This is a genomic window from Pantoea rwandensis (genome assembly GCF_002095475.1).
GTDB classification, from domain to species: domain Bacteria; phylum Pseudomonadota; class Gammaproteobacteria; order Enterobacterales; family Enterobacteriaceae; genus Pantoea; species Pantoea rwandensis.
Genome location: NZ_MLFR01000001.1, coordinates 25,594 through 50,546, shown reverse-complemented (window position 1 = coordinate 50,546; position 24,953 = coordinate 25,594). Strand labels below are relative to the sequence as shown.

Genomic DNA, 24,953 nt, shown 5'->3' with positions numbered 1-24,953 from the left:
TTTAACCAGAGTGAATCAGTAAACGCTGAATACGTTCAGAAGTCAGTGTGAGATGGCGATGCATCGCCCGTGAAGCCGCTTCCGCATCCCCTGCTATCACGGCATCGCAAACCGCAATATGTTCGGGTAACGTCGTCAAAAAAGGCTCTTGCAGCTGCGAGGCGACAGTGTTCTGACACCATTCAATCTGGCTCCACATCTCCTGCATCATTTTACTTAATCTGGCATTATCGCAATACTGCAGTGCCAGCTTATGAATGAGCAAATCAACGGCTGGCAAGGAATGCTCAACGCTCTGTTGATGCAAAGTTTCCCCTGCCTGTAGATAGAGCGCACGGGTTTGTTCTGCCTCTTCACGTGGAATATTCGGTGTTGCCAGCCGAATCGTGGCGCTTTCCAGCGCAATACGCACATCAAACAACTCTTTCACGTCCCTGGCATTCAGCGTGGCTACGAATACCCCACGACGTGGAAAAATATCTATTAAGCCAAGCGCTTCCAGCTTTCGCGCGGCATCGCGCACTGGCGTAATACTGATATTCCATTGTGCTGCGTAGTAGCTGAGGTCAACACGCTGCCCGGGCGTTAATCGACCCGAAATGATTTCCTGACTCAATGCATCGACAATTTGGTTGCCGAGTGTTTCCAGAGAAATCGCGGGAAGCGCATCAGTTGTGTTTTTTGTCATTTGCGTCATCCAATACATCACTCATTAAACAGCTAGCCACTAAGGCGCTGAAATATTATATATCAGTCTACGTAGCGATATTGGGTGAAACAAGTCCACCCTATTTTACCTATGCCCGATCGTGATGAATATGGCTATATATTGACACGGCGATCAGAATCACAAAGCCATTTATCGCATTTTGCACATAGGGCGAAATCAGCAGGATGTTCATCAAGTTACTGAGCGCAGCCAGTAACAATACACCTGAGATGGCATGCTTGACCCCGCCAAAGCCACCCGACAAGCTGACCCCCCCAACCACCAGAGAAGCAATAGTGGTCATCAGCATATCCCCGCCTGAAGCCGCGGCGATGTAGCCGGTTCGACTCAGGAACATGAATCCTGCGACTCCTGCAGACAAACCACTCAGCATGTAAACGCACAAACGCACGTTATTAACGCTCACTCCTGAATAATGGCTGGCACGCGCATTTGCGCCGATGGCGTAAAGTTTTCTGCCGAAGCGGGTCCGATTAAGCATCCACCAGGCAATAACGGTCATGCAGACAAAGAGATAAATCGGCGCTGGCAGGCCAAACCAAATGCTATTGCCAAATTGGGTGAAAAAAGGATCGGGATAGTAGATCGGTGCGCCGCCGGTGGTGAGTAAAATGATACCACTGAGCAGCAAGGTGCTCGCCAGCGTGGCAATAAAAGCAGGAATATGCAGCCGGGTGACCATTAATCCATTGAGCAAGCCAAACACCAGCGCCGTCAAAAATCCGGCAACCACAGCTGGCCACAAGCCGATATAAGGCAAGCCCCCGAGTAGCATCATAGACTGTTGTTCCGATCCCGCACCGCCCATAATCACTGCCGAAAGGATTAAAATACCGACCATAGAGAGATCTAATCCGCCGGATATCACCACTAATGATTGGCCAAGCACCAGCACACCGACAATCGAGGCCTGATAGGCAATGGTGATTAAGTTTTCCGGACGGATAAACACCCCGCCGGATACCGCCGTCGCGACCAGAATAAAAGCGATCAGCACCACCACGGTACCGTTGTCTTGCCAGAAAGCCGGATTGCGCAGGTTCGAGCCCGTTTTTGCTGTTTGTGTTGTCATGTTCTTCTCCTACACCTTTTCTGCACGCATCACTGTGGCACCGACGACGATAATAATGACCAGCGCTTTGACAATATCTTGATAGAAAGGGTCGAGGCTGGCCAGGTTCATCACATTGGCGATGGTTTGATAGATAATCACGCCCATCATGGCCTTGAGAATATTGCCTTCACCACCAAACAAGCGCGCTCCACCGATGACAATCGCGGCGATGGAATCCAGCTCCCAACCCTGACCCACGTGTGGCACCCCCGATGAAGTGCGTACCACCAGCATCAACCCAGCCAAACCCGATAAAGCACCGGCCAAGGTGTATACGATGATCTTATGGGTACGCACACCGATCCCAGCCAGACCTGCAGCACGCTCGTTCCCCCCAATGGCATACAGATTTCTGCCAAAACGTAGCGAACTCAGCATCCAGTAAAGTACGACAGCCGCAATCAGCCATGTCAGTACTGGCAGCGAGAGCACCGAAAAACTGAATTTATAGCTCGCCAGTTTTGCCATCGGTACAGCAACGCTCTTTTCTGACACCACGAACGCCATCCCACGCGCAATGCCCATGACACTCAATGTCGCAATCATTGGCGGTACCCGTCCCCAGGTGACAGCAATGCCACTCAACAGCCCCAGCGCCGCGCCCGCCAGGCATCCCAACATCATGCCCAATCCCGTTGAAACAGGCACCGCGCTGGCAAATATCACTGAGGAAAGCGCCAGAATCGCCGCGACGGACAGATCAAATCCGCCAATCAGTACCACCAGAAACTGTGCGCAGGCGAGAATACCGAGTATTGAGGCCTGATTAAGAATGTTAGTGATGTTGATACTGGTCAGAAAAACCGGGGAGATAATCGAGGCCACAATGGCCATAGCTATCCAGATGAGTACCAGTGCCCAAGCTGAAAACAATTTTTTGAGCATACTTTCGCCAAGAGGACGATGCAGAGAGAGTGTCTCTTTTTTGTTTAAAAGGGTTGAATTCATGCTTCCTCCTGCTGCGGCATGGCTTTGCTAGCAACGGCAAAAGCCATAATCTCTTCCTGACTGGTATTTGCGGTAGTGAGTAGTGCGGTCTGGCGCCCCTGTGCTATCACCAGTACGCGATCCGAAATGCCCAACACTTCAGGTAATTCAGATGACACCACCACCACGGTGACACCGGTTTGTGCCAGCTCATCAATCAACCGATAAATTTCTGCTTTGGCATTCACATCTACGCCGCGCGTCGGCTCGTCCAGCAGCAGCACTTTCACGCCAGCGGCCAACCACTTGCCAATCACGATTTTCTGCTGATTCCCTCCAGACAAACTCCCCGCTAATGCCTGTCCTGAAGGTGCTTTAATGGATAACTGTTTGATGAGACGGTCGCTCACCGCCCGCATTTGACTGCGGCTAAAATGCAAAATATTGCCCAGCCGGTTAATGATGGGATAAATAAGGTTATCGTTAATTGCGCGGTTAAGAATCAGTCCACTTTCGCGGCGTTCTTCCGGTACCAGCCCTAAACCGAGTCGCACTGCGTCACGGGGGTGCCGGATATTCACCGCGACACCATTGATGCTGATGCTGCCTTTGTCTGCTTTACGCAAGCCAAACAGGGTTTCAAGCAGTTCACTGCGACCCGCACCAATAATGCCGGCAATTGCGAGCACTTCGCCTTGATTGACGCTAAAACTTATCTCTTCAAACTCTCCGTGGCGCCCTAACTCTTTCACCTCTAAGCCAATAGCCTGAGTTTTACGGGAACCGCGTGGAAACTGTTCTGCAAGGGGGCGCCCTACCATTGCTTTAATAATGTCGTTATGGCTGAGTGAGGCGACCTGAGCGGTGAGAATAAAGTGTCCATCGCGCAGCACGGTGAGCCGATCCCCGATAGCAGTTAACTCTTCCAGACGGTGAGAAATATAAACGATGCCCAGTCCCTGCTGCCGTAATTTGCGCAGCAGATCAAACAGGTTGGCGACTTCATTATTGGTTAGCGAAGCCGTTGGCTCATCGAGAATCAAAATGCGGTTGTTATGGCTGAGCGCTTTGGCAATCTGCACCAACTGCTGTTGAGCCGGTGCAAGGCGATCGACTCGCGTATCAGGTGAGACATCCAGGTCAAAGTTACTCAGAAGCTTTTGGGTATTTTGACGCAGTATCTGATGATCAATACGTCCCAGGCTTAGCATGGGTTCATGTCCGATATAGATATTTTCGGCGACGCTCATCGCAGGAATTAAATCCAGTTCCTGCCAGACGATACCGATACCGTGATCGAGACGGGTTTTGGCATCCAGTACTGTAGGTTTCTCATCGATATAAATTGTGCCGCTATCGGGCTGTGTGGCCCCGGTGAGCACACGCATCAACGTCGATTTCCCCGCGCCGTTCTCGCCGACCAGACAATGGATTTCGCCGGATAACAGATCAAAATCTATTCCGCTCAGTGCCTTAACACCCGGATAACTTTTTTTGATGCCTTCAAGTCTGGCCAATGGTTGCATTTGAGCTTGCATATCGTATTCCCTGGTGTTGTTGCCAATGAGAAAGCAGGCAGCCGTCACGGTCACCTGCGTTAACCGGATTTAGCAGCAGCCAACACCCATCGCTTTCAATTCCTGAATACGCAGTGGCAAACGCGCTCGATTCTGCTCGGTATCTCGCTGGAAAATCTCCTTGGGTACATATTGTGTCTTTGGCTCGATAGGCTTACCTGCGCGGAACAGTTTGAAGACTTCCAACGCTTTCGCGCCGAAGAAAGGCGGGGTCTGCACGCTGAAGCGTGCCTCACCGTTGATCATCGCTTGCAGGCCATCAACTGTGCCATCTTTGCCCCACAGATTCCCTAACAACTCCTTTCTGCCAGCGGCTTTAATGGCCTGAATTCCGCCTATCATCATGTCATCGCTGTCAAAAACGATGCCGTCAATCTTGCCTTTTGGGAATGCCTGAAACAGGTCTTCAACGCATTTACGGCCCGGCTCTCGGGAATAAAGCCCATCACAGCTGGCAACGAATTTGATATCTGGGTATTTGCTCAGCACGTTATCCAACCCTTTCTGCTCATCCACCACCGGCGAGGCACCTTTATTACCCGTGATATGCAGCAAGTTGCCTTTAGGCGCACCGTTCTTTTCCGTCAATCCTTTCACCACATCTTTTCCTACCAGTTCACCGGTATCGACAAAATTGGTGGTGAGCAAGGCCAACCATTTGCCTTTACCCGGTTCACCTGGCAAGGCGCGGTCTACCACGATCAACGGCACATTTGCTTTGGTGGCCATGTCCGGCACGGGGGCTAGAGGTTCGTATTCGATGGGAGCCACGATCAAGAGCGCAGGTTGACGCGCCAGCAAATCCTCAATGTCGGAGATTTGTTTAGCCGGGTCAGAGTTAGCGTTGGTCCAGACAAAGTCATAGCCCGCGTCTTTGAAGGTTTTCTCCATGTCTTTGGTATCCATTACGCGCCATTCGTTTTCCATCCCCGCCTGTGAAAAGGCCACCAGTTCCTTTGCCCAACTGGCTGTAGAAGCCGAAAGTAGAGCGAGCGTCATCGCGCCAGCGAGGGCGTAGGTTTTTGTTGTTTTCATTTTGACTTCCTCGATTGTAGGGTGAGGTTTGTAGTTGAGATTGCTGTCAGGTCATTAAGAATCCACCAGTGACATTCAGTGCCTGCCCCGTCATGGCGCTGGCTGCATCACTGGTTAAAAACATCATCGCAGCGGTCACTTCTTCCGCCGTCACAAAGCGTTTCATTGGTGCGGCCTCTTCCCAAGCTTTGCGCATCTCTTTGAGGCTCTTACCTTCAGCCTCAGCCTGGCGCACCATCACATCTTCAATACGGTCGCCCTCAATTGGTCCGGGGCAAACGGCATTGACGCGAATATGATGATCAACCAATTCGAGCGCCAGTGTCTGGTTCAACCCTAACAACGCCCACTTTGAACAGACGTAATCAGCGCGATAAGGCAACCCGCGCCGAGCCACATTGGAAGCGGTAATACCAATCGCGCCGCCGCCCTGAGCTTTCATAAAGGGAATGACGGCTTGTGTCACCAGCAGGGTACCGGTGAGGTTGATGTCCAACGTTTCTCGCCACTGCGCCAGCGGCATATTCTCCACCAGATTGTAGTGACCGTTGAAACCGGCGTTGTTAATCAGCACGTCGATGCGGCCGGCAAAGACGTTCGCCGCTTGATTCACTGCCGCTTGAACGGCGTCTTGATCACGCACATCTGCCTTAAACGCCACAGCCTGTTGGCCGCTGGCCTGCACTTTTGCCACCGTGTCGCTGGCATCGGCAAAATCGATAATGGCGATGGATGCCCCCTCACGGGCGTACGACGTGGCGATTGTTTGGCCAAGTCCAGCTGCAGCACCGGTGATTAATACGTTTTTCCCCTGATATCTCATGGTGATTCTCCTCAATAAGTATATTGGTCGAGTATGTCGTCACGCACCGTGACTCCCAAACCGGGTGCATCGGGTACCGCTAGGCAGCCATCAATCAGTTCGAAGCGTTGGTGTAACAGGTCGTCACGCAGTGGGTTGTGTTTGCGGTCAAATTCAATGACCGGCTGATTCAGTAGCGGTATCGCGTTTGCAGTAAAAGGAAACGCCGGAATGGTGGCTACGGCATGCAGTGCAGCGGCAACCGCAATGCCCGATCCCCAGACATGAGGCACCGTTGACACGCCCCAGCTATTCGCCAGTGTGAGAATCTGGGTAAAAGCGGTGAAACCGCCACAGACGGCCAAATCGGGTTGCACAATGTCAACACAACCGCTGGCGATGAAATCCCGAAATCCATAACGGGTGAATTCACACTCACCTCCGGCCACCGCGATAGGGTTTTCTGCACGCACTTTGCGATAGCCTTCGCGATCTTCTGGCACCACCGGTTCTTCAAAAAACAGTACGCCCAGGTCTTTCATCATGCGCCCCATGCGCACAGCGGTTGCAGCGTTGTAGGCATGGTTTGCATCGACCAGTAGGCCAATAGTTGGGCCAACGGCTTCGCGGATAGTGCGTAAGCGGGCGATATCATCTTCGAGTGAGAGCAAGCCAATTTTCACCTTTAGCAAACCGAAACCTGCGTTGGCATAACCCGCAGCTTCTTCATGCAAAGCCGTTAACTGCGAAGGGAGATGACTGAAATCCTCTGGGTAATAGCATCCCGTGGCATAGGCGGTAATTTTGTCGCGAAAGCGCCCCCCCAGTAATTTCCAAACAGGTAACCCCGCTGCTTGCCCGGCAATATCCCATAGCGCGATATCAATGGCAGATAACGCTTCAATATAGGTTCCGCGTTGACCGAAATCGCGCGAAAACGCATAGAGCGCCTCCCATATCCTTACGGGTTCGGTGGGATCGCGGCCTAATATGCGCGGTGCGAACACATGGTCCACAACTGCCGCCACCGGCTGAGCCGGACCGTATTGGCCTCCCTCACCCCATCCCACCAGTCCTGTGTCGGTTTCAATCCGCACCAGGTAACTGTTTCTTTCCGGGAACGCTGCCTGAGACGAATAGAAAGTTTTATCACCCAACGGCACGCGCAAAAGGTGAGAGCTCACTGATTTTATTTTCATTTATGCTCACTCATATTTGTATAAAGAGAGGGGAACTGAACCTTATCCTCTGAAGCGATATTCACGTTGACCACGCACCCCAGGTTTTAAAGCAAACAGACTGCCAGCCAAAGGTTGCTGCTGACGTTGTGCTTCAGTCAGTCCCCACCAGGCGGTGGTGATAAACAACACATCACGATCTTCGCCCCCAAACGTCAGGCACGTAGGGTTATCGACAGGCAAAGGAATAATGCGGTCAATACTGCCGTCAGGCGCATAGCGCACCACGCGCGCACCACCCCATTGCGCATTCCATAAATAACCCTCTTCATCCACGACCGAACCGTCCGCTAAGCCGGGTTGTTCAGCCAGATTGGCAAAAATATGCGGCTCGCCAATCTCTGCCGTCAGTGGGTTGTAGGGATAGGCTTTTATGGTTCCTTGTGGCATATCGGTGAAATAAAGGAGGGTTCCGTCTGGGCTCCAGCAGAGCGAATTCGCACAAGCGACTTCCGGCAGCATTCGCTGCACTTTGGTGCCACCCTCCCAGCACCAGAGTGATGAAAGAGGTAACTGTGGTGTTCCTTCATGCATGCCGCCACACACAAAGCGCCCGGCGGGATCGATCCTTCCGTCATTCATTCGCGTTTCAGGTAATTCGCCCTCAACCTCCGCGCAGTGTTCGATGGCCCCAGTAAACGTATTAAGCCGTCCAAACCCTTTTTCCAGTGCCAGTATGATGTCTGCGCCTTCCGACAACGCAATAGCCCCTGCCCGCTCTTGAAGGGGAAAAATAGTGGGCAAAACGCTGCGGTTTGGGTCCCATCGCCACACTTCGTAGGCGTGAATATTCGTCCACCAGAGTTGCCCAGTTCGGTCATCCCAGAGGATGCTTTCCGCCAACACGTTTTTGCAGTCAAGAACAAGTTCAAGCGATGCTGACAAGTGCAACATAGACACATCCTTAGGATTCACTAGATTGATATTATAAGTATCAAATCTGATATATCAGGCAAGCTAAAATGTGAGCAATTTGTTAAAAGTGTGATCGTACAGGCGAATTTTTGGCCATGTAGTGAGGGTGGCCAAAACAGGTATTACGCGCCGGTAATGGCTCGGCCTAAAGGGATGTTGTCTAAGCGATCTGGAAGGTCAACACTGTAGATATGAAAGCGTTGTTCCGATTTTCCGTTAGATATTAGATGTTTAACTGGCTGTTTAACTGGGATATAAAGCTTCCGCTGGTGTGAAATAAACGAGCCGTCTGGTCGCACCAAACGCGGATCACTCACCAGCACCGCTGTTTTACCCGTCGGCGACCATACTGTGATGTTATTGGTGACCGTTTCGGAGAAAAAGATATTCCCCTCGGAGTCCATGGAACACCCACCTGAAAAATTATTGTCATAAACGGCTTCAACATGGGTAACCACTTCGGCATCTGAACGCGTTGTATCGCGTAAATATTGGGTTTCAACACGATACAGCGGCCCTGTCGGCGCGGCCCAATACAGCCACTTTCCATCGGCGGTTATCTCAATCATGTCGCTATTCGGTGGATGGAAAGTTTTTCCACCTTTGACATGTGCCAGCATCGCCGGGGGAGCTTTATTACTGGCTTTCACTACCGCGAGTCCCGACAAGCGCCTCACTGTTTTTCCGCTCTGTAAATCATGAATGATAATGCCACCCAGCCCAGAATCGGAGATGTACATCAGCGATCCATGGAAACGCAGATCGTTCATTTGGGCTCCCGTCGGCAAAATATGGTCATCAAACCGCAGAATCCGCAGAATCTCACCGCTATTTGCATCAAGTTGCACAATCTTCTGTACTCCCGGCGCAGGAATACTGTTCTGCTCACCAAAAACACCAGCACTCAATGACCCTTGGTCAACACACCAAACAGTCTCATCATCAAATACATGCACGGAGTTTAGGTAGACAAATGCCTCTCTTCCATCATCACCTGGCTTCCAACTATTCCAGCTATTACCTGGAAAAGGTTGTACGCTGCCATCTTCCGCCTGACGAGCCAAAGAAGGGGTAGCATATTCGGCAGAATAACGCGGTAAGCCCAAAAAAAGTCGGTTATGGCGGGTGATTGCGACCTGATTCGCCATCCACGGCGATGTCAGCGCCAGGTTGAGTGAAGGTTGTACGCCAGCGGCGCGCACCATCGCCACCTTCGCCATACTCATGGCGGTAAAAGCTTTGAGGAAGATACGGCGAGTAATAGCCAATCTTGGATTCCTTTTTGTTCAGAAATGATATCCAAGCATATTACGAATTTTATCACCTGCGGGTTTAACGTCGTGGTGACATGTTCTGAGCGAAATTATCACGCTGAGGCAGCTTTATGGATTTATTTCGCTGCACTTAAATCTACCTCCTACAAAATCACTAAAAAATCCCGCATGCTAATGGCCTTTCAAGGCCGCGATAGTTCATTGCTATGATTGCTACCAAAACCGGATTTACCCTTGTCGCACTGGCGATATTGGCATCACTGATTGCGCTGTTCATGCAGTGGACTGCGTTTCAAGCCTGGTCGTTACAGACACAAATTCAACTCCATCGCCTGCTGGTGACGCACTTACTGCAAATCAACAGCGGACAATACAGCGCGGGATTGTGGCTGGTTGGCGTGACTTTTATTTATGGCATTTTGCATGCGGTGGGACCTGGCCACGGCAAGTTTATTGTCACCACCTGGCTCACTACCCATAAACCGCCACGCGGGGTGGCGCTTAGCGTGCCCTTCCTCGGCAGCCTGGTGCAAGGCGTCAGTGCCATTGCTTTTGTCTTTATCCTGGCCATTGGTTTTAACCTCACCACCGGCGATCTCAGTTTGAGCCGCTGGTATCTGGAGAAAGCCAGCGCACTGTTTATCGCAGGCCTGGGGATCATGATGATGGTGAAGGCATGGCGCGTGAAAGACCATCATGAACATCACCATCACGAAGGCTGCGGTCACAACCATGGAGTCACAACAGAACCGGTCAATGACTGGAAATCATGGCTCGGCATCATCATTGCCACGGGGGTACGCCCCTGTAGTGGTGCACTGACGGTCCTGTTATTTGCCAGTGTAATTGGCATTACGCGTTGGGGAATGTTTGCGGTGATGACGATGGCACTGGGCACTGGAATGGCACTGGTGACACTGGCGCTGTTTGTGCGTCACTTTCGACATCGTGCGGGAGAATTGTGGCTGGCAGAAGCCTCACCACGGCTTCATCAACTACTCAAACTGGCACGGGTAGCGGGTGGTGCTTTGCTGATTTTGTTTGCGCTCGTGCTGTTTTTAACCGTGGTGCCGGTGAGTGCGAACGGGGATTATATTGCGGCGGGGTGCTGAACGTTGATGCCTCGGAAAAACCAGGTCGGCATAAATGCCGCCCCTACAGGTATCGCTGCAGGAACCCTAGAGGATTCCTGCAGCGATAACCCATCCTTTGTTGGATGATTATTTCGGTACAGCTATTCATCCCTTTTGGTCGGGTGCTTATTTCTGTGCAGCCATTCATCCCTTTCCGTAGGGTGCGCATTTAATGCGCACCTGGTTTACTGCCATTAGAAACGGTAAGACGCCGTCACTGAGAAATTACGCGGTGAGCCGTAAACGATACCGCCATTGCCGACGTTCTCGTCATACTCTTTGTCGAACAGGTTGTTCAGATTGCCCTGCACACTCAGGTTCTTCGTCACGTCGTAACGCGCGAACAGATCCACCAAGGCATAGCTGCCCTGACGTGCGCGCCAGGTGCCATTGCCATCCGGTCCGCCAACATCTTTATACGTCTTCGACTGCCAGTTCACGCCACCGCCTAAGGTCAGCTGATCCAGCATCGGCAGACGATAGCTGGTAAACAGGTTGAACGAAGTGCGTGGCAGCTGTGAGTTGTAATTTTCACCGTCGCGATCTTCAGCTACATAAGTGGTGCCGCCAAAGGTCATCTGCCAGTTATCCGTTAATGCCCCGTTCACTTCGAACTCTACGCCGCGGCTCACTACCCCGCTTTTGCCAACATAGATGGCATTGCCGGTATCCGGATTGGTCGCCCCTGTCGCTTCCGCAACGTTATCCAGTTCACTGCGGAACACCGAAATCGTCGTGGTCAGACGGCTGTTGAACCAATCCGATTTCACACCAGCTTCATAGTTCTTACCGATGACCGGGGAGAGGTAACCCCCTGATGCGTCCTGATAGTCTTGTGGCTGGAAGACCGAGGTGTAGCTCGCATAAGCCGACCAGTTGTCATAGAAGTCCCAAATCACCCCGCCGTACGGAGTAATGTTGTTCTTCTCCATTTCGCTACTCAACGTCTGACGATTCCAGTTGGTATAACGCGCGCCCAAGATCACGTGCAGGGGATCCGCCAGTGAGATGCGTGTGGCAAGGTAGGCTGATTTCTGGCGTACCAATTGTGTATCTGATGCCGGCTCACGTGGTCCCCAATCCGTTTCAGGGAAGTCCCCATTGAAATTATTGAAGTTACCCAACTCTTCGGGAGAGATGTTAGCCCAAGCACTGTAGTATTTATTATCCTGGCGGCTGTAGTTCACACCCACCATCAATTCATGCTGTCGGCCTAATAACTCATAGGGACCGCTGGCAAAGGCATCTACTGAATCGACTTTTCGTTTACCGGTGTTATAACCAGTACCGCCAATCACCGGCCAACCTGCGTAAGCAGATGAACCTGCCCCGGTCGTTTTATCGAAGTAGCCATCGATATACAGCTGCTTACTGTCGAGGAACATCTCATTGTGAGTGCCGTTTAATGTGATGTTCCAGCCGTTATCGAAGTTCTGTTGCAGGTTAACAAAGACCTTTTTGTTTTCTTTGTTGTTATAAGCCCACTCTGGCGAAGTATTGTAGCCGCGGCGCAAATGCGTTTGCGAACCGTCGGTATACCAGCGAGGCGAACCACTCCACATTGGGGAATCCGTATCCACCTGCGTAAACTCATAGCCCACTGACAGCTTGGTTTTATCAGTCAGGTCTGCATCAACCACACCGTAGATAAATTTCTTCTCAAAGCCATAGCGTTCGATAAAGCTATTTTTATTCTCATAACCGGCCACCACACGTCCACGCACATTGCCTTCCGCTGACAGTGGTGCAGAGAGATCGGCGACATAGCGCTGTTTATCCCAGCTACCGTAGCTGGCTTCAAGGTTACCGGTGAACGCTTTGCTATCCGCGTGTTTGCGCACCATGTTTATCGAGGCGGAAGGGTTGCCTGGGCCGGTCAACAAACCAGTTGCACCGCGGACCACTTCAACGCGTTCATACAGCGCCATATCGGTTTGGGCATCGCCAAGGTTCCAACGTGAGGCGAAAGCCGTCGGAATGCCATCTATCATGTAGTTGTCGATGATGAAGCCGCGTGAGTAGTAGTTGGTGCGGTCCATATCACTGCTGACGCCGCGAATACCAGTGGTATTTGAGAGCACGTCATTCAGTGATTGCAGCTGCTGGTCTTGCATACGCTGCTTGCTGACAATGCTGACAGATTGAGGAATATCACGTGCAGTAAGTGCCATTTTGGTACCGGCTCGCGTCACCGGTACGCTGTAATCTTTAGCTGCTTGCTCTTGCTCCGCTGCATTTGCGCTGGCATCCACCGTCAGGGTTTGTTCACTGTTCGCGTCACCTGCAGCTTGTGCAATACCCGAAGCGACCATCATTGCCAGTAGAGAAACACGCAGCACGTTCTGTGGAGCACGGCCCATTTCCCCGACACGCTTTTCTTCGAAAGACATACTATTCCTCAATCAACTTATCGTTATTTTGTATTGGCGGCATACCTGCTGACGTCTGCTGGCTCCTGCCATAAACAACGCGTTGAAAAAGGAATATCAGGGTGGAAACCTGACCGCGCCATCCTGGCGCAAACAGAACGACTGTAAAGTTGCCGTTAAGAAAGCAAATGAGAAATATACGCATTAAGATTTCTATTGCAAGAAATTGTTACGGGTTATTCAGCACTTTTACAATGCGATAAAAACCTTATTCTTCAACGATTAAAATTTAATGAGTGTTGTTTTTAGAAACTATCACGCGGGGAACGGTGGCAAACCTGTGAAATAAAACAGGTTATGCGCACACAGATTGTTACAGCTCTACCAAGGCCACCGCTTTTCCGCCAGTTCCACCATCAAGCGAGAAGCAGGCGAAAGTTCACTTAGTGATCGGAACTGCCAACCAAAAGTACGCGGCATCATGACCAGCGGAAGCGGAATTTCAATCAACCCACTTTCCGATTGCAATAAACGCCTTGAGAGGAAGCTAAGCAATTGCGTGTTAGCCAACACCGCACGCAGCGGAGAAAGGGTGTTGCTTTCCATTTGCACCCGGGGAGCCGCATAACCCCCGCTTCGCAAACGCTGTTCTAACCATTGGCGTGTGGCCACATTGTCAGAAGGTAGCAACCAGTTATATTCCTGAAGTTGTTCAGGTGTCGGGTGAATGTTTGCCAAAGGATGCTGACGGCTGGCGGCGATCACCACCGGATCTTCAATCAGTGGCCGAGTGATAAACTCACTATTGGCCTGCGGTAAAAAACCGAGAATCAAATCAATCTTGTTTTCTCGTAGCTTTTTTTGCAGCAGATCATTCATGCCAACCGTCACTTCCAGCCGTGCGGTGGGTGCTTTCACCAGCAGATCCTGACTCAGCACCGGTAACATGAATTGGGCTGCCGTCGCCGCCACGCCCAAACGAATCACCCCCGCGGTCCCTGCGCCAAGTGCCTGCAGATCCTGACGAGTGACCTGCATCATGTGCACCACTTTTTGAGCACGTTCACAAAGTAGAAGTCCCGCCTCGGTGAGTTGCATACCCCGCCCGACCTTAAGGATTAGCCGTGTGGCGTAAAACTTCTCCAGTCGTTGCAAACATTTTGTTAGCGCCGGTTGAGTAATGCCAAGGGATTGCGCCGCTTTGCCCAAGTGTCCCGTCTCTTTAACCGCCAGCAAATAGTGTAGATCTTTCAGTTCCATTCATTCCTACCAGGAATCGATTGATAAAAATCAGAGAATATAATTTATCACTCTACACTGCCAGGATGGAACGACATTAACAACAGCGCAACACTCTGTTTGCGTCAAAGTCTGAAGATTAACAAGGGATATAAAGATGAAACAGAAACTGAAGACGCTCGTGGCGATGATAGCCTTTGCCACCTCTGCACAGGTGATGGCGCAAGATACGCTGCCAGTGAAGTTACCTGACCAGCAGGATAGTCGCCTTGAACAAGTCGCGACCTCCCCTCGTGTATGGAATGGCATCACCGTCAGTCATGACAATCGTCTGTTCGCCTCGCTCACACAATCCGAAGGCGCTGGTTTGCAGTTAGCAGAAGTGATTAATAATCAACTGAAAGCCTTCCCGAACGACGCCTGGAATCAGTGGGATGCCAACGACCCTGAACACCACTTCTACCACGTCAATGCACTGCGTATCGGCCCCGAGGGTGACCTGTGGGTTATGGATTCGGGTAACAAAGGCATTGGTACCGGCGATAAGGCTGTGACAGGCGGTGCAAAGCTGGTGCGTATCAATCTGACGAGCGGCGAGGTGGTGAAGAGCTACGTGATCAAAGCGCCGACGCTGCAGCCCACCAGCTATCTTGATGACGTGCGATTTAATGGCGACTTTGCGTATATCACCGATCCTGGTGCGGTCGGTTTAGTCGTACTGGACCTTAAAAGCGGTAAGAGCTGGCGCGTACTGGATAATCATCCACTCTCCATTGACCATCAGCCAATTTACGCCGATGGCAAAAAACTGATTCTGCGCGACGGTCGCGAAAAGCGCGTCGGACTGGATCAGTTGGAAGTGTCTCCTGATGGTAAGTGGCTTTACTATCAAGCCATTCCAGGTCCGCTGGCTCGCATTGAAACCCGTTATCTTGACGACCCTAAGATTGCAAAAGACGAGGTTGCCCGTCATGCCAAAAAAGTGCGTGAAACCTGGAGTACCGGCGGCACAGCGATTGATGCCGATGGCAATATTTACGCCTCAGACATCAATACCCGCAGCATTAAGCGCATCGCGCCCGATGGTCAGGTGACGACCGTCGTGCAAGATCCGCGTCTTGTGTGGATTGATGCGATGTGGGTATCAAAGGGCGCGCTGTGGATGCCTTCTGGCCAAATCAATCGCACACCTGCCACCACCGGCGGTAAACCTTCCACGGTGGAGTATCCGGTCAAACTTTACCGTTTGGCATTACCGATCGCACCTTCACCCCGCGATCATCAGTAAACGTTTATCCCGGCATACTGTGCCGGGTTATTCCTGAACAACCTGAATATTTAGGAGGGTAAATAGCACTGCACTGAATTATCACTGTAAGACATTTTAAATTTATTAAAACTAAGAGGTTACGCACATATATTTCGTAACCCTACCTTGCGACCATCGAAAAAAAACCTGGATAATATATCCAGATTGACGAGATGGCAGAAGGTTAATTTGAACAATAAATAATCATTGGCTGTTTTTTATTTATTCCGAACACGTCGTATTTGCTACCCACAAATGCGCTATATCCCTCTGGACAGGACATCTCGTCATGCTGCTGATCATCAGTCTGCTTATGATAATCTGCTTTATTGGCTTATTAATGAGCAAAAAGCTTTCCGCATTGACTGCATTAATTCTTATTCCAACAATATTTGCACTCTTATCTGGCCACGGTGCGGATATGGGCGCAATGGTGATCAAAGGTTTGCGCACCGTTGCACCCACGGGCGTGATGCTGATCTTTGCGATGCTTTATTTTATGAGCGTCACCGATGCAGGCATGTTTGATCCGATCATCAAACGTATCGTCTCAGCAGTGGACGGTGACCCGGTGAAGATATTTATCGGCACCGCCCTGTTAGGTTTTATCGTCGCGCTGGATGGTGATGGCGCAACAGTATATATGATTGTGCTGTCTGCCTTTATGCCAATTTATCAACGTATCGGCTTATCGAAATTAAGTGTTGCCGCGCTGTTATTACAGTGTACAGGTTTGGGCAATATGTTCCCGTGGGGCGGACCGACTGCACGTGCAGCAGCGGCAGTGCAGGCCGATGTTGCCACTCTATTTGTACCGCTGTTGATACCCTTGCTGGCCTGCGTGGTGTGGACCTTTATTCTGGCCTACCTGCTGGGACGCAGTGAACGTAAGCGCCTGGGATTTCAGCAGCAACGCCCGATACATGCTGCTGCTATTCAGTTTGAAGAAAAACCCCGTGTGGCCTGGCGTTTCTGGTTCAACTGGGCACTGACCATTGCCTTAATGACCCTCTTGGTACTGGACGTGATGCCGATGGCCTATCTGTTTATGCTGGCGACGGCCATGATGTTTGTCGTTAACTATCCGCAGTTGAACCAACAACAGGAGCAGATTGGCCGACACGCCCCCGCGATTCTGGCGGTGGCCGGTTTAATCTTTGCCGCCGCCGTGTTCACCGGTATTTTTGCTGAATCCGGCATGGCCAACGCGTTGGCACAAGCCATAGTGCAGACCATTCCCACGGCTCTCGGCCCGTATCTGGCGGTGATTACGGCCTTGCTCAGTATTCCGGTGACGTGGATGGTATCGAATGATGTGTTCTATTTCGGCATGCTACCCGTGTTGGTGCAGGCCGCGGGACATTATGGTATCGAGCCGATTGAAATGGCACGCGCCGCGTTAGTGGGGCAGCCTGTACATATTCTCAGCCCACTGGTGGCGTCAACCTACTTATTAGTGGGCATGCTAAAACTCGATTATGCCCAGACACAGCGTTTTACTCTACGTTGGTCGTTTATTAGCTCACTGGTGTTATTGGTGGTGGCACTGCTTACCGGTTGCTTCCCGTTCTATCGCAGCATGTAGAATATAAACTGTGCGACGAAGCCGATATTTTATGCGGCTTCGCCTGCGCGACCAGCGTGCAGAATATGGCCGTATTGTCTTAGCGTTCTATAAAGTTAAATCATCCCGGAGGCATATTTTCCGGATAATTCCGTTACCCTGACAATATTTTATTTTGCGAAAAAATATCGTAGAATGCGCCCTTTCATCATCAATATATAAGTTATAAGGGTTTATTCATGAGCGATGCACTCAAAGCATTGAACAATCTTCGTACACTGCGTGCTCAAGCGCGTGATATAGAGGTTGTGGTATTAAACGAAATGCTGGAAAAATTCGCCGTGGTGGTTGCAGAACGCCGTGAAGAAGCCGCAGCGGATAATGCCGCTCAGCGCGAGAAAGATGAGAAGTTAGCGTTGTATAAAGAGATGTTGCTCAATGACGGCATTGATATTAGTGAACTCGCGCAATTAAAACAGACTGAAACTAAACCTAAAGCCAAACGCGCACCGCGTCCGGCAAAATATAAATTCATCGACGAAGACGGTAATGAGAAATTCTGGACCGGCCAAGGTCGCACCCCTTCGCCAATCAAAACAGCATTGGATGCTGGCGGCTCAATGGATGATTTCCTGATTTAAACATTGTGCGTTTATTCGGTGCGCATAAATGCGCACCCTACGAAAACCGCACCGAACAATGTAGGGGCGCCATTTATGGCGACCGAAACGCACTTAAGTGACAAGCATTACGACATTCATGGTGACCGAAGGAAGGGCCATTATTTCAATGCTGCACAAGCCGCTGCAATGCGTTTTCCCGCCTCACGCACGGTCTCGATATCGGCCGCAATCGACAAGCGGAAATAGGGCGATAAACCGTAAGCACTGCCTGCCACGCCCGACACACCGCTCTCCAACAAGTAGTTCAGCACATCCTGCTCGCTCTCCAGTAGCCGACCATCTGGACGTGTTTTACCCAACATGCCTGCACAACGGCAGAAGATAAAGAACGCCCCTTCTGGATTCAGTACCTCAATGCTTTGCACCTGACTTAACTGCGCCATGATGGCGTCACGCCGCGCCTGATAAGCAGCGCGCTGTGAAGGCAGAAACTCAAGTCCCCCCTCATAGGCCGCTACCGCTGCAGCCTGGCTAACGGCGCTGGCACCTGAACTGTTCTGCGACTGCACCACCACCATCGCATCAATCAGCACTTGTGGACCGGCTCCAAAGCCAATCCGCCAGCCCGTCATGGCATAGGTTTTTGAGACGCCCCCCACCAGCAAAATGCGGTCGGCAAGGTCGGGTGCCACCTGCAACAAGCTAACGTGCTCGCGTCCATCGAAAAGAATGTGTTCGTACAGCTCATCCAGCATGATCCACACGTCAGGGTGATCGCGCATTACAGCGGCCAAAGCGGTTAACTCATCCGCGCTGTACACTGCACCCGACGGATTACCCGGATTGTTCAACACCAGCCAGCGCGTTTGGCCATTAATCGCTTGGGCTAACTGCTGCGGTTGAAGCTTATATTCTTGTTCCAGCGGACATGCCAGCAACACCGGTTCGCCGCCATTAAAACGCACGCTGTCCGGGAAGGTTGGCCAGTAAGGCACCGGCACGATCACCTCATCGCCATCATTCAGCGTGGCAGCAAAGGCATTGAAGATAATTTGCTTAGCCCCGTTGGCGATGCAAATCTGGCCCAGCGCGTAATCCAGTCTATTTTCGTGTGCCAGTTTAGCCTGCACCGCCTTACGCAACGGCGTGGTGCCGTTGGTTGGCGTATAGCGAGTTTCTCCCGCATTCATTGCGATAACGGCAGCATCACGAATATGCTGTGGGGTATCAAAATCGGGTTCACCGGTAGTGAGATCGAGAATATCTACGCCCTGCTCTTTTAGCTGGCGCGTTAACTGACGCGCCGCCGCATTAGCAGAGAGCGACACGGACTGCACACGCTTGGATAAGGTGACCATGTTCAGCTCCTTTGAGATTTACAGCGCGGGCAGACCGAGGTTTTCGCGCAGGGTGGCGAATTCGTAATCGTCACGGAACAAGCCGCGGCGACGCAACTCTGGGATCACCAGCTCAACGAACAGATCTAACTGCTCCGACATGATGGCAGGCATGATGTTGAAGCCATCTGCGCCACCCTCTTTGATCCACAGCTCAAAGTCATCAGCAATATCTTCCGCCGTGCCGACAATCACACGGTGACCACGCGATCCCGCGGCGACAGCCGCCAGCTCACGCAGCGTGAGATTCTCGCGCTTTGCCATATCGGTCATTAATTTCACACGGCTCTGGTTACCTTCGCCAAGCGGGACTTCTGGCACCGGACCATCGAGTGGATACTGGCTCAAATCCATGCTGAAACGCAGTGACAACTGGCGCAGGCCATTTTCAATATCGACCAGGGTGTTGAGCTCTTTCCACAGCGCTTTCGCTTCTTCACGGGTACGCCCAACAATCGGCATCACGCCTGGCATGATTACCACATGATCTGGATTGCGACCCGCAGCGATCACCTGATCTTTCTGCGAACGGTAGAAGGTCTGCGCTTCTTCAAGACTGGCGGCAGCAGTAAAGATGACTTCTGCGGTTTCGGCGGCCAGTTTCTGACCGTCTGCGGAAGAACCGGCTTCGATGATTACCGGACGTCCCTGCGGAGAACGCGTGATATTCAGCGGCCCCTGCACCTGGAAATGCTCACCTTGGTGATCGATCGGTTGAATCTTGTCATCCACAAAGTAAGCGCCAGTTTCTTTGTTCGGCTGAACTGCACCCTCTTCCCAACCTGCCCACAGTTTGTCGGCGACCTCAAGGAATTCCCGAGCACGCGCATAACGTTCAGCATGGTTCGGCATATCGTTGCGGCTGAAGTTGCGCGCCACATCAGTGGAGAACGAGGTCACCACATTCCACGCCGCACGACCACGGCTGATGTGATCCAGCGAGGAGAAGCTGCGCGCCATGGTAAACGGATCGCTAAATGTCGTGGAGGCTGTGGCGGCCAGACCAATACGCTTGGTATTAACCGCCAGTGCCGACAGCATGGTCAGCGGTTCAAGGCGCGCCATGGTCGAAGGTAAACGGTACATGCTGGTTGCCAGCGCATCGCCGACAAAGAACAGATCAAATTTTCCGGCTTCGGCTTTTTTCGCGATAGTAATCAGCCAGTCGATATCGGTAGGATCGCCGAGTTTTTCCGTCAAACGCCAACCGCTGACGTGTTGCCCAACGGGTTGTACAAAGAGTCCTAAGCGGATGCGTGGTGATTTAGCAGTAGCCATAAAATTTGTCCTGGTCGGTAAAAGGGTAACAGTTAAAAACGGGTCTCGGTCGCCAGCAGCGCCTGCTCAAGTGCATCCGCATTGATGCGGAATGGCAGACGTTCAGCGCTAGCCGCCGGGAATTTAATTTGTTCAGCGATAGTGCGGATTATCGTAGCGCGATCACCCTTCAACGGGGCTAACGTCAGCGGCATATCATACTGACGCAGTAGCGCGAGCAGTTCGGCATCCGGCTCACCGCTGTGTTCGATCAATGATTGAACCAGCAAGCTATAGCCGACTTTTTCGCCATGAAGCCAATGATGTAACTCGGGCTGGTGAGTCAAACGATTGTGGATTGCGTGGGCGAAACCCGGCGTTGGCAGCACATCGCGCACGCTATTAGCCAGACCGGCGAGCACGATATTGGCATCAATCACCTTCACTAACTCAGGCGTGACCTGCTGCTTTTCATTAGCGGCCACGGCTGCTGCGCCCATTTGACGATAAACATCGAGCGCACGCTGCGCGCTCATCACTTTAAGATCGAGCGCCAGGTCGTGAGGATTGTTACGCAGATAAGGATAAAATTCGAAGTACTTAGCGACTGCATCGACAATCCCGGCTTTGAGATAACGCACATCGCTGCGCGCAATCACTTCGCTGTCCACCAGCACCAGCTCCGGCATTTTCCCTAGCGGCTGGCTACGCACGTGACCACCCTGCTGGTTATAAATGATGGCCACCGGTGACCATGCTGCGCAGGTGGCCGCCAGCGTGGCGAGGTTGATCACTTTCAAATCGGGTAATTGACTGCCCACCGCTTTTGCGGCGTCCAATACGCGGCCGCCGCCAACCGCAAACAGCAGTTCGGCTTGTTGCTGTTCAAGGTTATTTTTTAGCGTCTCAATCACAGCATCTGTACATTCACCGTGCAGATACTCCAGTTCCCAGCGAATTCCGCTGGTCTCCAGACTTTGGCTCAATTCCGGATTGACCGCTTGCCACGCCCGAGGAGAAGTGAAGATGCGAATGTGTGTGGCGTAGGGTTTGATAAATTCACCCGCGCGCGAACGCAGGCCAGATTCATGTGCGTAAGCACGTGGAGATTTGATCGCTAACACGTCGTCACCCTGATTAAGAATAAGGCTATAACGAGAAAAGTTATTTTATTTCATGAAGTTAATGCGAAATAGTTATAGCGCTATGTAATTTATGCATACTACGGTATACAGCAATTTAAGCAATGAAAAAGCCGCCATTTCAATTTCACAAATTTGCATTAGCTTAGCTATTTTTCACATATAGAGCCGGGTTGGATTGCTGATAATCTGTTTGGCTGGTTCGCTATTCATTTCCGTCGCGGCGATATTTAGGGCGCAATACATAACACCGCGACGATAATTGCCGCCATTGCGCGGTTTTACGGGGATTCTATGTCACTTGAATTTCGTCAGGTTAGAGAAGACGAGGTAGAGACTTATCAGGCACTGATGCATGCGGCCTACGCACCCACTTTGGCCCTTGGCATCAAATTTGACGCCGCTACGGCTGACCGCGAAAAGACCTTGCGACACCTACAAAGCCACGGTGTTTACGCGTTATATGCTGATGGCATCATGGTCTCTTCCGTCACCGTACGCTATCCGTGGGGACCGCTACCAGGTCCGTTTGGCCTGCCGCACATTGGTTGGTTCGGCGCCCATCCCGACTATCCCGGCCAGCAGTATGGTCGCCAGGTGCAAGATCGTCTGGAGCAGGAAATTTTACTCGACAAGTTGCGCGCGCCAGCAGTCTCACTGGGTACCGCCACCAGCCATCCATGGCTGATCGAAATGTATAAGAAGCGCGGTTTCCAGCTGATGCACACCACCGATCTCGGCAAAGGCCACATCACCCAATATATGAAGAAAGTGTTGGATGACACTGCGCATGATGCGTGGATGACCCGTCAGGCTGCACAACAAGGAATCAAATCATGAGTGTTGATGAACACGCATTAGGCGAACATTTGGTTGCCTTCCGCCATGAATTACACCGTTTTCCTGAGTTATCCAATCAGGAGTTCGAAACCACTGCACGTATTCGCCAGCAGCTAGAAAATTACCAAATCCGCGTTTTGGACCTGCCGCTGAAAACCGGTTTAGTCGCCGAAATAGGTCCGGCTGATGGACCGCTGATAGTGCTGCGTTCCGATATTGATGCGTTGCCGATTGAAGAACAGTCTGATGTCACCTTCCGTTCTGAGCGCCCAGGCGTGATGCATGCTTGCGGCCATGATTTTCACAGTTCGGCCGCGTTAGGTGCAGCCATTCTGCTCAAACAACAGGAAGCAAGTTTACCTGGCCGGGTGCGCATTCTCTTCCAGGCAGCAGAAGAAACCGGTCAAGGCGCGCCGGATGTCATCGCGACAGGCGCATTGAATGATGCAGTGGCGATCTTCGGCATTCATAACGACCCTTCGCTACCACCGGGTGTGATCGGCAGCAAAGCGGGCCCGCTGACCGCCGCCGTTGATCGCTTCGATATTCGCATCATCGGCACCGGTAGCCACGCAGCCAAACCGCATCAGGGCAACGATCCGATTGTGATCGCCGCGCAAATTGTCTCGGCGGCACAAACCCTGATCAGCCGCAATGCCCCTTCCGGCGATAACGCGGTGGTATCGATTACTCAAATTCATAGCGGCAGCACTTGGAACGTGATCCCAGACAGTGCCTGGCTGGAAGGCACTGTGCGTTCGTTTTCTCAGGAAACCCGTGAACGCCTGGAACAGCGCTTTCGTGAAATCGTACAAGGCATCGGCGCTGCCTTTGCGGCTGAGGTGGAGTTCAATTGGCACGCCGGTCCGCCGTCAGTGGTGAACGATGCGCACTGGGCTGATTTTGCCCTGCAACAGGCAGCGGCAAGCGGCTTTGAGGCACGCGTGGTGGAAGCCAGCCCGATTGGTGAAGATTTTGCCTTTTATCAGCAGCAGTTGCCGGGTGCCTTTATGATGATTGGCACCGGTGAACCTTACGCGCTGCATCATCCGGCGTTTCGCATTAACGATGATGTGCTGTTACCGACATCACGCTACCTGGCGAATTTGGCGGTGGCGGCAATCAACAGTCTGGGGCCGTTATGAGTATCACCCCGACTCTGGCCGAACTTATCGTTCATAGCCAACCAAACGCCAACGCACGCGATGCAGCACGAGAAGGTGTGAAGGATTTCCTGGCCGTCAGTTGGCCCGTTTTACAAGGTCAGGTACCGGACAGTGGACTGCCCGCCCTGCGCAGCGTTTATGCTGATGGCGGTCCGCGCTCGCAGGCGCTGTTGCTAGGATATGCAGCACACGCGCTTGATTACGATGATTTTCATGCCGATTTTCGTGGTCATCCTAGCGTGGTGATTCTGCCTGCGCTGTTTGCCTGGCAGTCGCTGCACGCCGCTGAGATTGACGATTTTCTTGATGCCTACGCCATCGGCGTGGAAGTAGCGGGTCGCTTGGGGCTCGCCGCCAGCCAGCAGCACTATGCTCTGGGCAATCACAATACCGCGACGCTGGGCACCGTTGCCGTTGCCGCCGCGCTCGCCCGCTTGTTAAAACTGGATGTCTCTGGCACCGCGATATTGCTTGGCATCGCAACCACCCAAGCCAGCGGACTGAGAGCCCAGTTTGGTTCTGCCGTCAAACCCCTGCACGCCGGGTTGGCAGCTGAGCGTGCGGTAGCAGCGGCGCAACTGACGCTGGCGGGGTTTGATGGCAAGCAACATGGCGTGATCGAGGCGTTTCTTGCCGCCAGCAGTAATAGCCAGGCGCAGCCTGAGAGGCTGGTGGCAAATTGGGGCATGCCGTGGCGCATTGTTTCACCCGGTCTGGAGTATAAGCCCTTCCCGACCTGCGCCGGCACGCACAGCGCTGCAGAAGCTGCGCGTCTGTTGCGCCAGTCATGGTTAGCAAGCGGCCAATCACTTGAGGCCTTACTGGATAATATTACGGATATCAGCGTGGCTTTTCCGCCGGGTGGCGATATTGCCGCGTCGGTAATCGCTCCTTCCAATGGTATTGAAGCGCGTTTCAGTCTCGAATACGTGATTGCAGCGATGTTGATCTATGACGATCTTAGGCTGGAGGATTTCGCTGAAGGGGATCTCAATGATTCAGTGATGCCACTGGCCGCAAAAGTGCGCCGCACACCGGACGACACTGCGCCGCCGGATGCCATCAATCCTGCATTGCGTTTTCATCTGGTGACGCTAGCCTTGCGCGATGGGACGCAGTTGCAGCAGCGACGTACCCGCCAGCAATCATTGGCGGACGGCGTCGATGTTGAGGCGAAGCTGCGACAGGCATTACGTCATGAGAGCGGAGAACGTCAGCAATTGTTGCAACGCTGCTGTAAACTCCATTCCTCAGAAGATATAGCGGTGATGAGCCAGTTATTACGTGGGTAGTGTAAAACCA

General features: G+C 52.1%; 21 protein-coding genes. 7 read left to right on the top strand and 14 right to left on the bottom strand.

Annotated elements, in window-relative coordinates; translation table 11 throughout:
- Window position 1: 1 nt before the first annotated feature.
- From HA51_RS00250 to HA51_RS00210, 9 genes are all read right to left on the bottom strand, one after another.
- Window positions 2-688 (bottom strand): GntR family transcriptional regulator, encoded by a 687-nt coding sequence (locus tag HA51_RS00250; RefSeq protein WP_158087341.1) that lies wholly within the window; start codon window positions 686-688, stop codon window positions 2-4.
- Between the two features lie 109 nt (window positions 689-797).
- Window positions 798-1,802 (bottom strand): ABC transporter permease, encoded by a 1,005-nt coding sequence (locus HA51_RS00245; protein ID WP_084931120.1) that lies wholly within the window; start codon window positions 1,800-1,802, stop codon window positions 798-800.
- Between the two features lie 9 nt (window positions 1,803-1,811).
- Window positions 1,812-2,792 carry an ABC transporter permease gene (locus HA51_RS00240; RefSeq protein ID WP_084931119.1) on the bottom strand — a complete coding sequence of 327 codons (981 nt, stop codon included), beginning with the start codon at window positions 2,790-2,792 and terminating at the stop codon, window positions 1,812-1,814.
- Window positions 2,789-4,309, bottom strand: a complete 1,521-nt coding sequence (locus HA51_RS00235) for a sugar ABC transporter ATP-binding protein (RefSeq protein ID WP_084931118.1) — start codon at window positions 4,307-4,309, stop codon at window positions 2,789-2,791. Before HA51_RS00235 ends, HA51_RS00240 begins: the two co-directional genes overlap by 4 nt.
- 69 nt (window positions 4,310-4,378) lie before the next feature.
- Window positions 4,379-5,383 (bottom strand): ABC transporter substrate-binding protein, encoded by a 1,005-nt coding sequence (locus HA51_RS00230; RefSeq protein WP_084931117.1) that lies wholly within the window; start codon window positions 5,381-5,383, stop codon window positions 4,379-4,381.
- 46 nt (window positions 5,384-5,429) lie between these two features.
- Entirely contained in the window at window positions 5,430-6,206 is a 777-nt protein-coding gene (locus HA51_RS00225; RefSeq protein ID WP_084931116.1) for an SDR family NAD(P)-dependent oxidoreductase, read from the bottom strand.
- 11 nt (window positions 6,207-6,217) lie between these two features.
- The gene (locus HA51_RS00220; RefSeq protein WP_084931115.1) at window positions 6,218-7,384 is read right to left on the bottom strand and encodes a mandelate racemase/muconate lactonizing enzyme family protein; all 1,167 of its coding nucleotides are present in this window, start codon (window positions 7,382-7,384) and stop codon (window positions 6,218-6,220) included.
- Window positions 7,385-7,426: 42 nt separating this feature from the next.
- On the bottom strand, window positions 7,427-8,317 hold the full coding sequence (locus HA51_RS00215) for an SMP-30/gluconolactonase/LRE family protein (protein WP_084931114.1): 891 nt from the start codon (window positions 8,315-8,317) through the stop codon (window positions 7,427-7,429).
- Window positions 8,318-8,460: 143 nt separating this feature from the next.
- Window positions 8,461-9,606, bottom strand: a complete 1,146-nt coding sequence (locus HA51_RS00210; protein WP_084931113.1) for an L-dopachrome tautomerase-related protein — start codon at window positions 9,604-9,606, stop codon at window positions 8,461-8,463.
- A gap of 212 nt (window positions 9,607-9,818) precedes the next feature.
- Between HA51_RS00210 and HA51_RS00205 the strand changes: the two genes are divergently transcribed.
- Window positions 9,819-10,724, top strand: coding sequence for a nickel/cobalt transporter (locus tag HA51_RS00205; RefSeq protein WP_084931112.1), 906 nt, complete (start codon window positions 9,819-9,821; stop codon window positions 10,722-10,724).
- Window positions 10,725-10,939: 215 nt separating this feature from the next.
- Here HA51_RS00205 and fhuE read toward each other — a convergent pair whose 3' ends face one another.
- Window positions 10,940-13,135 carry a ferric-rhodotorulic acid/ferric-coprogen receptor FhuE gene (fhuE, locus tag HA51_RS00200; protein WP_084931111.1) on the bottom strand — a complete coding sequence of 732 codons (2,196 nt, stop codon included), beginning with the start codon at window positions 13,133-13,135 and terminating at the stop codon, window positions 10,940-10,942.
- Between the two features lie 360 nt (window positions 13,136-13,495).
- A complete protein-coding gene (locus tag HA51_RS00190) occupies window positions 13,496-14,374 on the bottom strand; it encodes a LysR family transcriptional regulator (protein ID WP_084931109.1) in 879 nt (292 codons plus the stop codon).
- A gap of 136 nt (window positions 14,375-14,510) precedes the next feature.
- Between HA51_RS00190 and HA51_RS00185 the strand changes: the two genes are divergently transcribed.
- The 3 genes from HA51_RS00185 (at window position 14,511) to HA51_RS00175 (ending at window position 17,867) form a co-directional block, all read left to right on the top strand.
- Window positions 14,511-15,641 (top strand): L-dopachrome tautomerase-related protein, encoded by a 1,131-nt coding sequence (locus tag HA51_RS00185; RefSeq protein WP_084931108.1) that lies wholly within the window; start codon window positions 14,511-14,513, stop codon window positions 15,639-15,641.
- A 310-nt stretch (window positions 15,642-15,951) separates the two neighbouring features.
- On the top strand, window positions 15,952-17,247 hold the full coding sequence (locus HA51_RS00180; RefSeq protein ID WP_084931107.1) for a CitMHS family transporter: 1,296 nt from the start codon (window positions 15,952-15,954) through the stop codon (window positions 17,245-17,247).
- Between the two features lie 218 nt (window positions 17,248-17,465).
- Window positions 17,466-17,867, top strand: coding sequence for an H-NS family histone-like protein (locus HA51_RS00175; RefSeq protein WP_084931106.1), 402 nt, complete (start codon window positions 17,466-17,468; stop codon window positions 17,865-17,867).
- 140 nt (window positions 17,868-18,007) lie between these two features.
- Here the strand turns inward: HA51_RS00175 and HA51_RS00170 are convergent, their stop codons facing one another.
- The 3 genes from HA51_RS00170 to HA51_RS00160 are packed head-to-tail and all read right to left on the bottom strand — an operon-like array spanning window position 18,008 to window position 21,627.
- A complete protein-coding gene (locus HA51_RS00170; protein ID WP_084931105.1) occupies window positions 18,008-19,207 on the bottom strand; it encodes an aminotransferase class I/II-fold pyridoxal phosphate-dependent enzyme in 1,200 nt (399 codons plus the stop codon).
- A gap of 18 nt (window positions 19,208-19,225) precedes the next feature.
- On the bottom strand, window positions 19,226-20,524 hold the full coding sequence (locus tag HA51_RS00165; RefSeq protein ID WP_084931104.1) for an LLM class flavin-dependent oxidoreductase: 1,299 nt from the start codon (window positions 20,522-20,524) through the stop codon (window positions 19,226-19,228).
- Window positions 20,525-20,556: 32 nt separating this feature from the next.
- Window positions 20,557-21,627, bottom strand: a complete 1,071-nt coding sequence (locus tag HA51_RS00160) for an iron-containing alcohol dehydrogenase family protein (RefSeq protein ID WP_084931103.1) — start codon at window positions 21,625-21,627, stop codon at window positions 20,557-20,559.
- A 312-nt stretch (window positions 21,628-21,939) separates the two neighbouring features.
- On the opposite strand from HA51_RS00160, the gene HA51_RS00155 reads away from it, so the two are divergent.
- From HA51_RS00155 to HA51_RS00145, 3 genes are read left to right on the top strand one after another with little or no spacing between them, the layout of a single operon-like run.
- Window positions 21,940-22,485 (top strand): GNAT family N-acetyltransferase, encoded by a 546-nt coding sequence (locus HA51_RS00155; protein ID WP_084931102.1) that lies wholly within the window; start codon window positions 21,940-21,942, stop codon window positions 22,483-22,485.
- Window positions 22,482-23,630, top strand: a complete 1,149-nt coding sequence (locus HA51_RS00150) for an amidohydrolase (RefSeq protein ID WP_084931101.1) — start codon at window positions 22,482-22,484, stop codon at window positions 23,628-23,630. The genes HA51_RS00155 and HA51_RS00150 overlap by 4 nt, the downstream gene beginning before the upstream one ends.
- On the top strand, window positions 23,627-24,943 hold the full coding sequence (locus HA51_RS00145) for an MmgE/PrpD family protein (RefSeq protein ID WP_084931100.1): 1,317 nt from the start codon (window positions 23,627-23,629) through the stop codon (window positions 24,941-24,943). The genes HA51_RS00150 and HA51_RS00145 overlap by 4 nt, the downstream gene beginning before the upstream one ends.
- The last annotated feature ends 10 nt before the right edge of the window (window positions 24,944-24,953 follow it).

Coding starts and splice junctions, on each gene's coding strand:
- HA51_RS00250 (WP_158087341.1), bottom strand. CDS start 688: ATGACAAAAAACACAACTGATGCGCTTCCCGCGATTTCTCTGGAAACA.
- HA51_RS00245 (WP_084931120.1), bottom strand. CDS start 1,802: ATGACAACACAAACAGCAAAAACGGGCTCGAACCTGCGCAATCCGGCT.
- HA51_RS00240 (WP_084931119.1), bottom strand. CDS start 2,792: ATGAATTCAACCCTTTTAAACAAAAAAGAGACACTCTCTCTGCATCGT.
- HA51_RS00235 (WP_084931118.1), bottom strand. CDS start 4,309: ATGCAAGCTCAAATGCAACCATTGGCCAGACTTGAAGGCATCAAAAAA.
- HA51_RS00230 (WP_084931117.1), bottom strand. CDS start 5,383: ATGAAAACAACAAAAACCTACGCCCTCGCTGGCGCGATGACGCTCGCT.
- HA51_RS00225 (WP_084931116.1), bottom strand. CDS start 6,206: ATGAGATATCAGGGGAAAAACGTATTAATCACCGGTGCTGCAGCTGGA.
- HA51_RS00220 (WP_084931115.1), bottom strand. CDS start 7,384: ATGAAAATAAAATCAGTGAGCTCTCACCTTTTGCGCGTGCCGTTGGGT.
- HA51_RS00215 (WP_084931114.1), bottom strand. CDS start 8,317: ATGTTGCACTTGTCAGCATCGCTTGAACTTGTTCTTGACTGCAAAAAC.
- HA51_RS00205 (WP_084931112.1), top strand. CDS start 9,819: ATGATTGCTACCAAAACCGGATTTACCCTTGTCGCACTGGCGATATTG.
- fhuE (WP_084931111.1), bottom strand. CDS start 13,135: ATGTCTTTCGAAGAAAAGCGTGTCGGGGAAATGGGCCGTGCTCCACAG.
- HA51_RS00190 (WP_084931109.1), bottom strand. CDS start 14,374: ATGGAACTGAAAGATCTACACTATTTGCTGGCGGTTAAAGAGACGGGA.
- HA51_RS00185 (WP_084931108.1), top strand. CDS start 14,511: ATGAAACAGAAACTGAAGACGCTCGTGGCGATGATAGCCTTTGCCACC.
- HA51_RS00180 (WP_084931107.1), top strand. CDS start 15,952: ATGCTGCTGATCATCAGTCTGCTTATGATAATCTGCTTTATTGGCTTA.
- HA51_RS00175 (WP_084931106.1), top strand. CDS start 17,466: ATGAGCGATGCACTCAAAGCATTGAACAATCTTCGTACACTGCGTGCT.
- HA51_RS00170 (WP_084931105.1), bottom strand. CDS start 19,207: ATGGTCACCTTATCCAAGCGTGTGCAGTCCGTGTCGCTCTCTGCTAAT.
- HA51_RS00165 (WP_084931104.1), bottom strand. CDS start 20,524: ATGGCTACTGCTAAATCACCACGCATCCGCTTAGGACTCTTTGTACAA.
- HA51_RS00155 (WP_084931102.1), top strand. CDS start 21,940: ATGTCACTTGAATTTCGTCAGGTTAGAGAAGACGAGGTAGAGACTTAT.
- HA51_RS00150 (WP_084931101.1), top strand. CDS start 22,482: ATGAGTGTTGATGAACACGCATTAGGCGAACATTTGGTTGCCTTCCGC.
- HA51_RS00145 (WP_084931100.1), top strand. CDS start 23,627: ATGAGTATCACCCCGACTCTGGCCGAACTTATCGTTCATAGCCAACCA.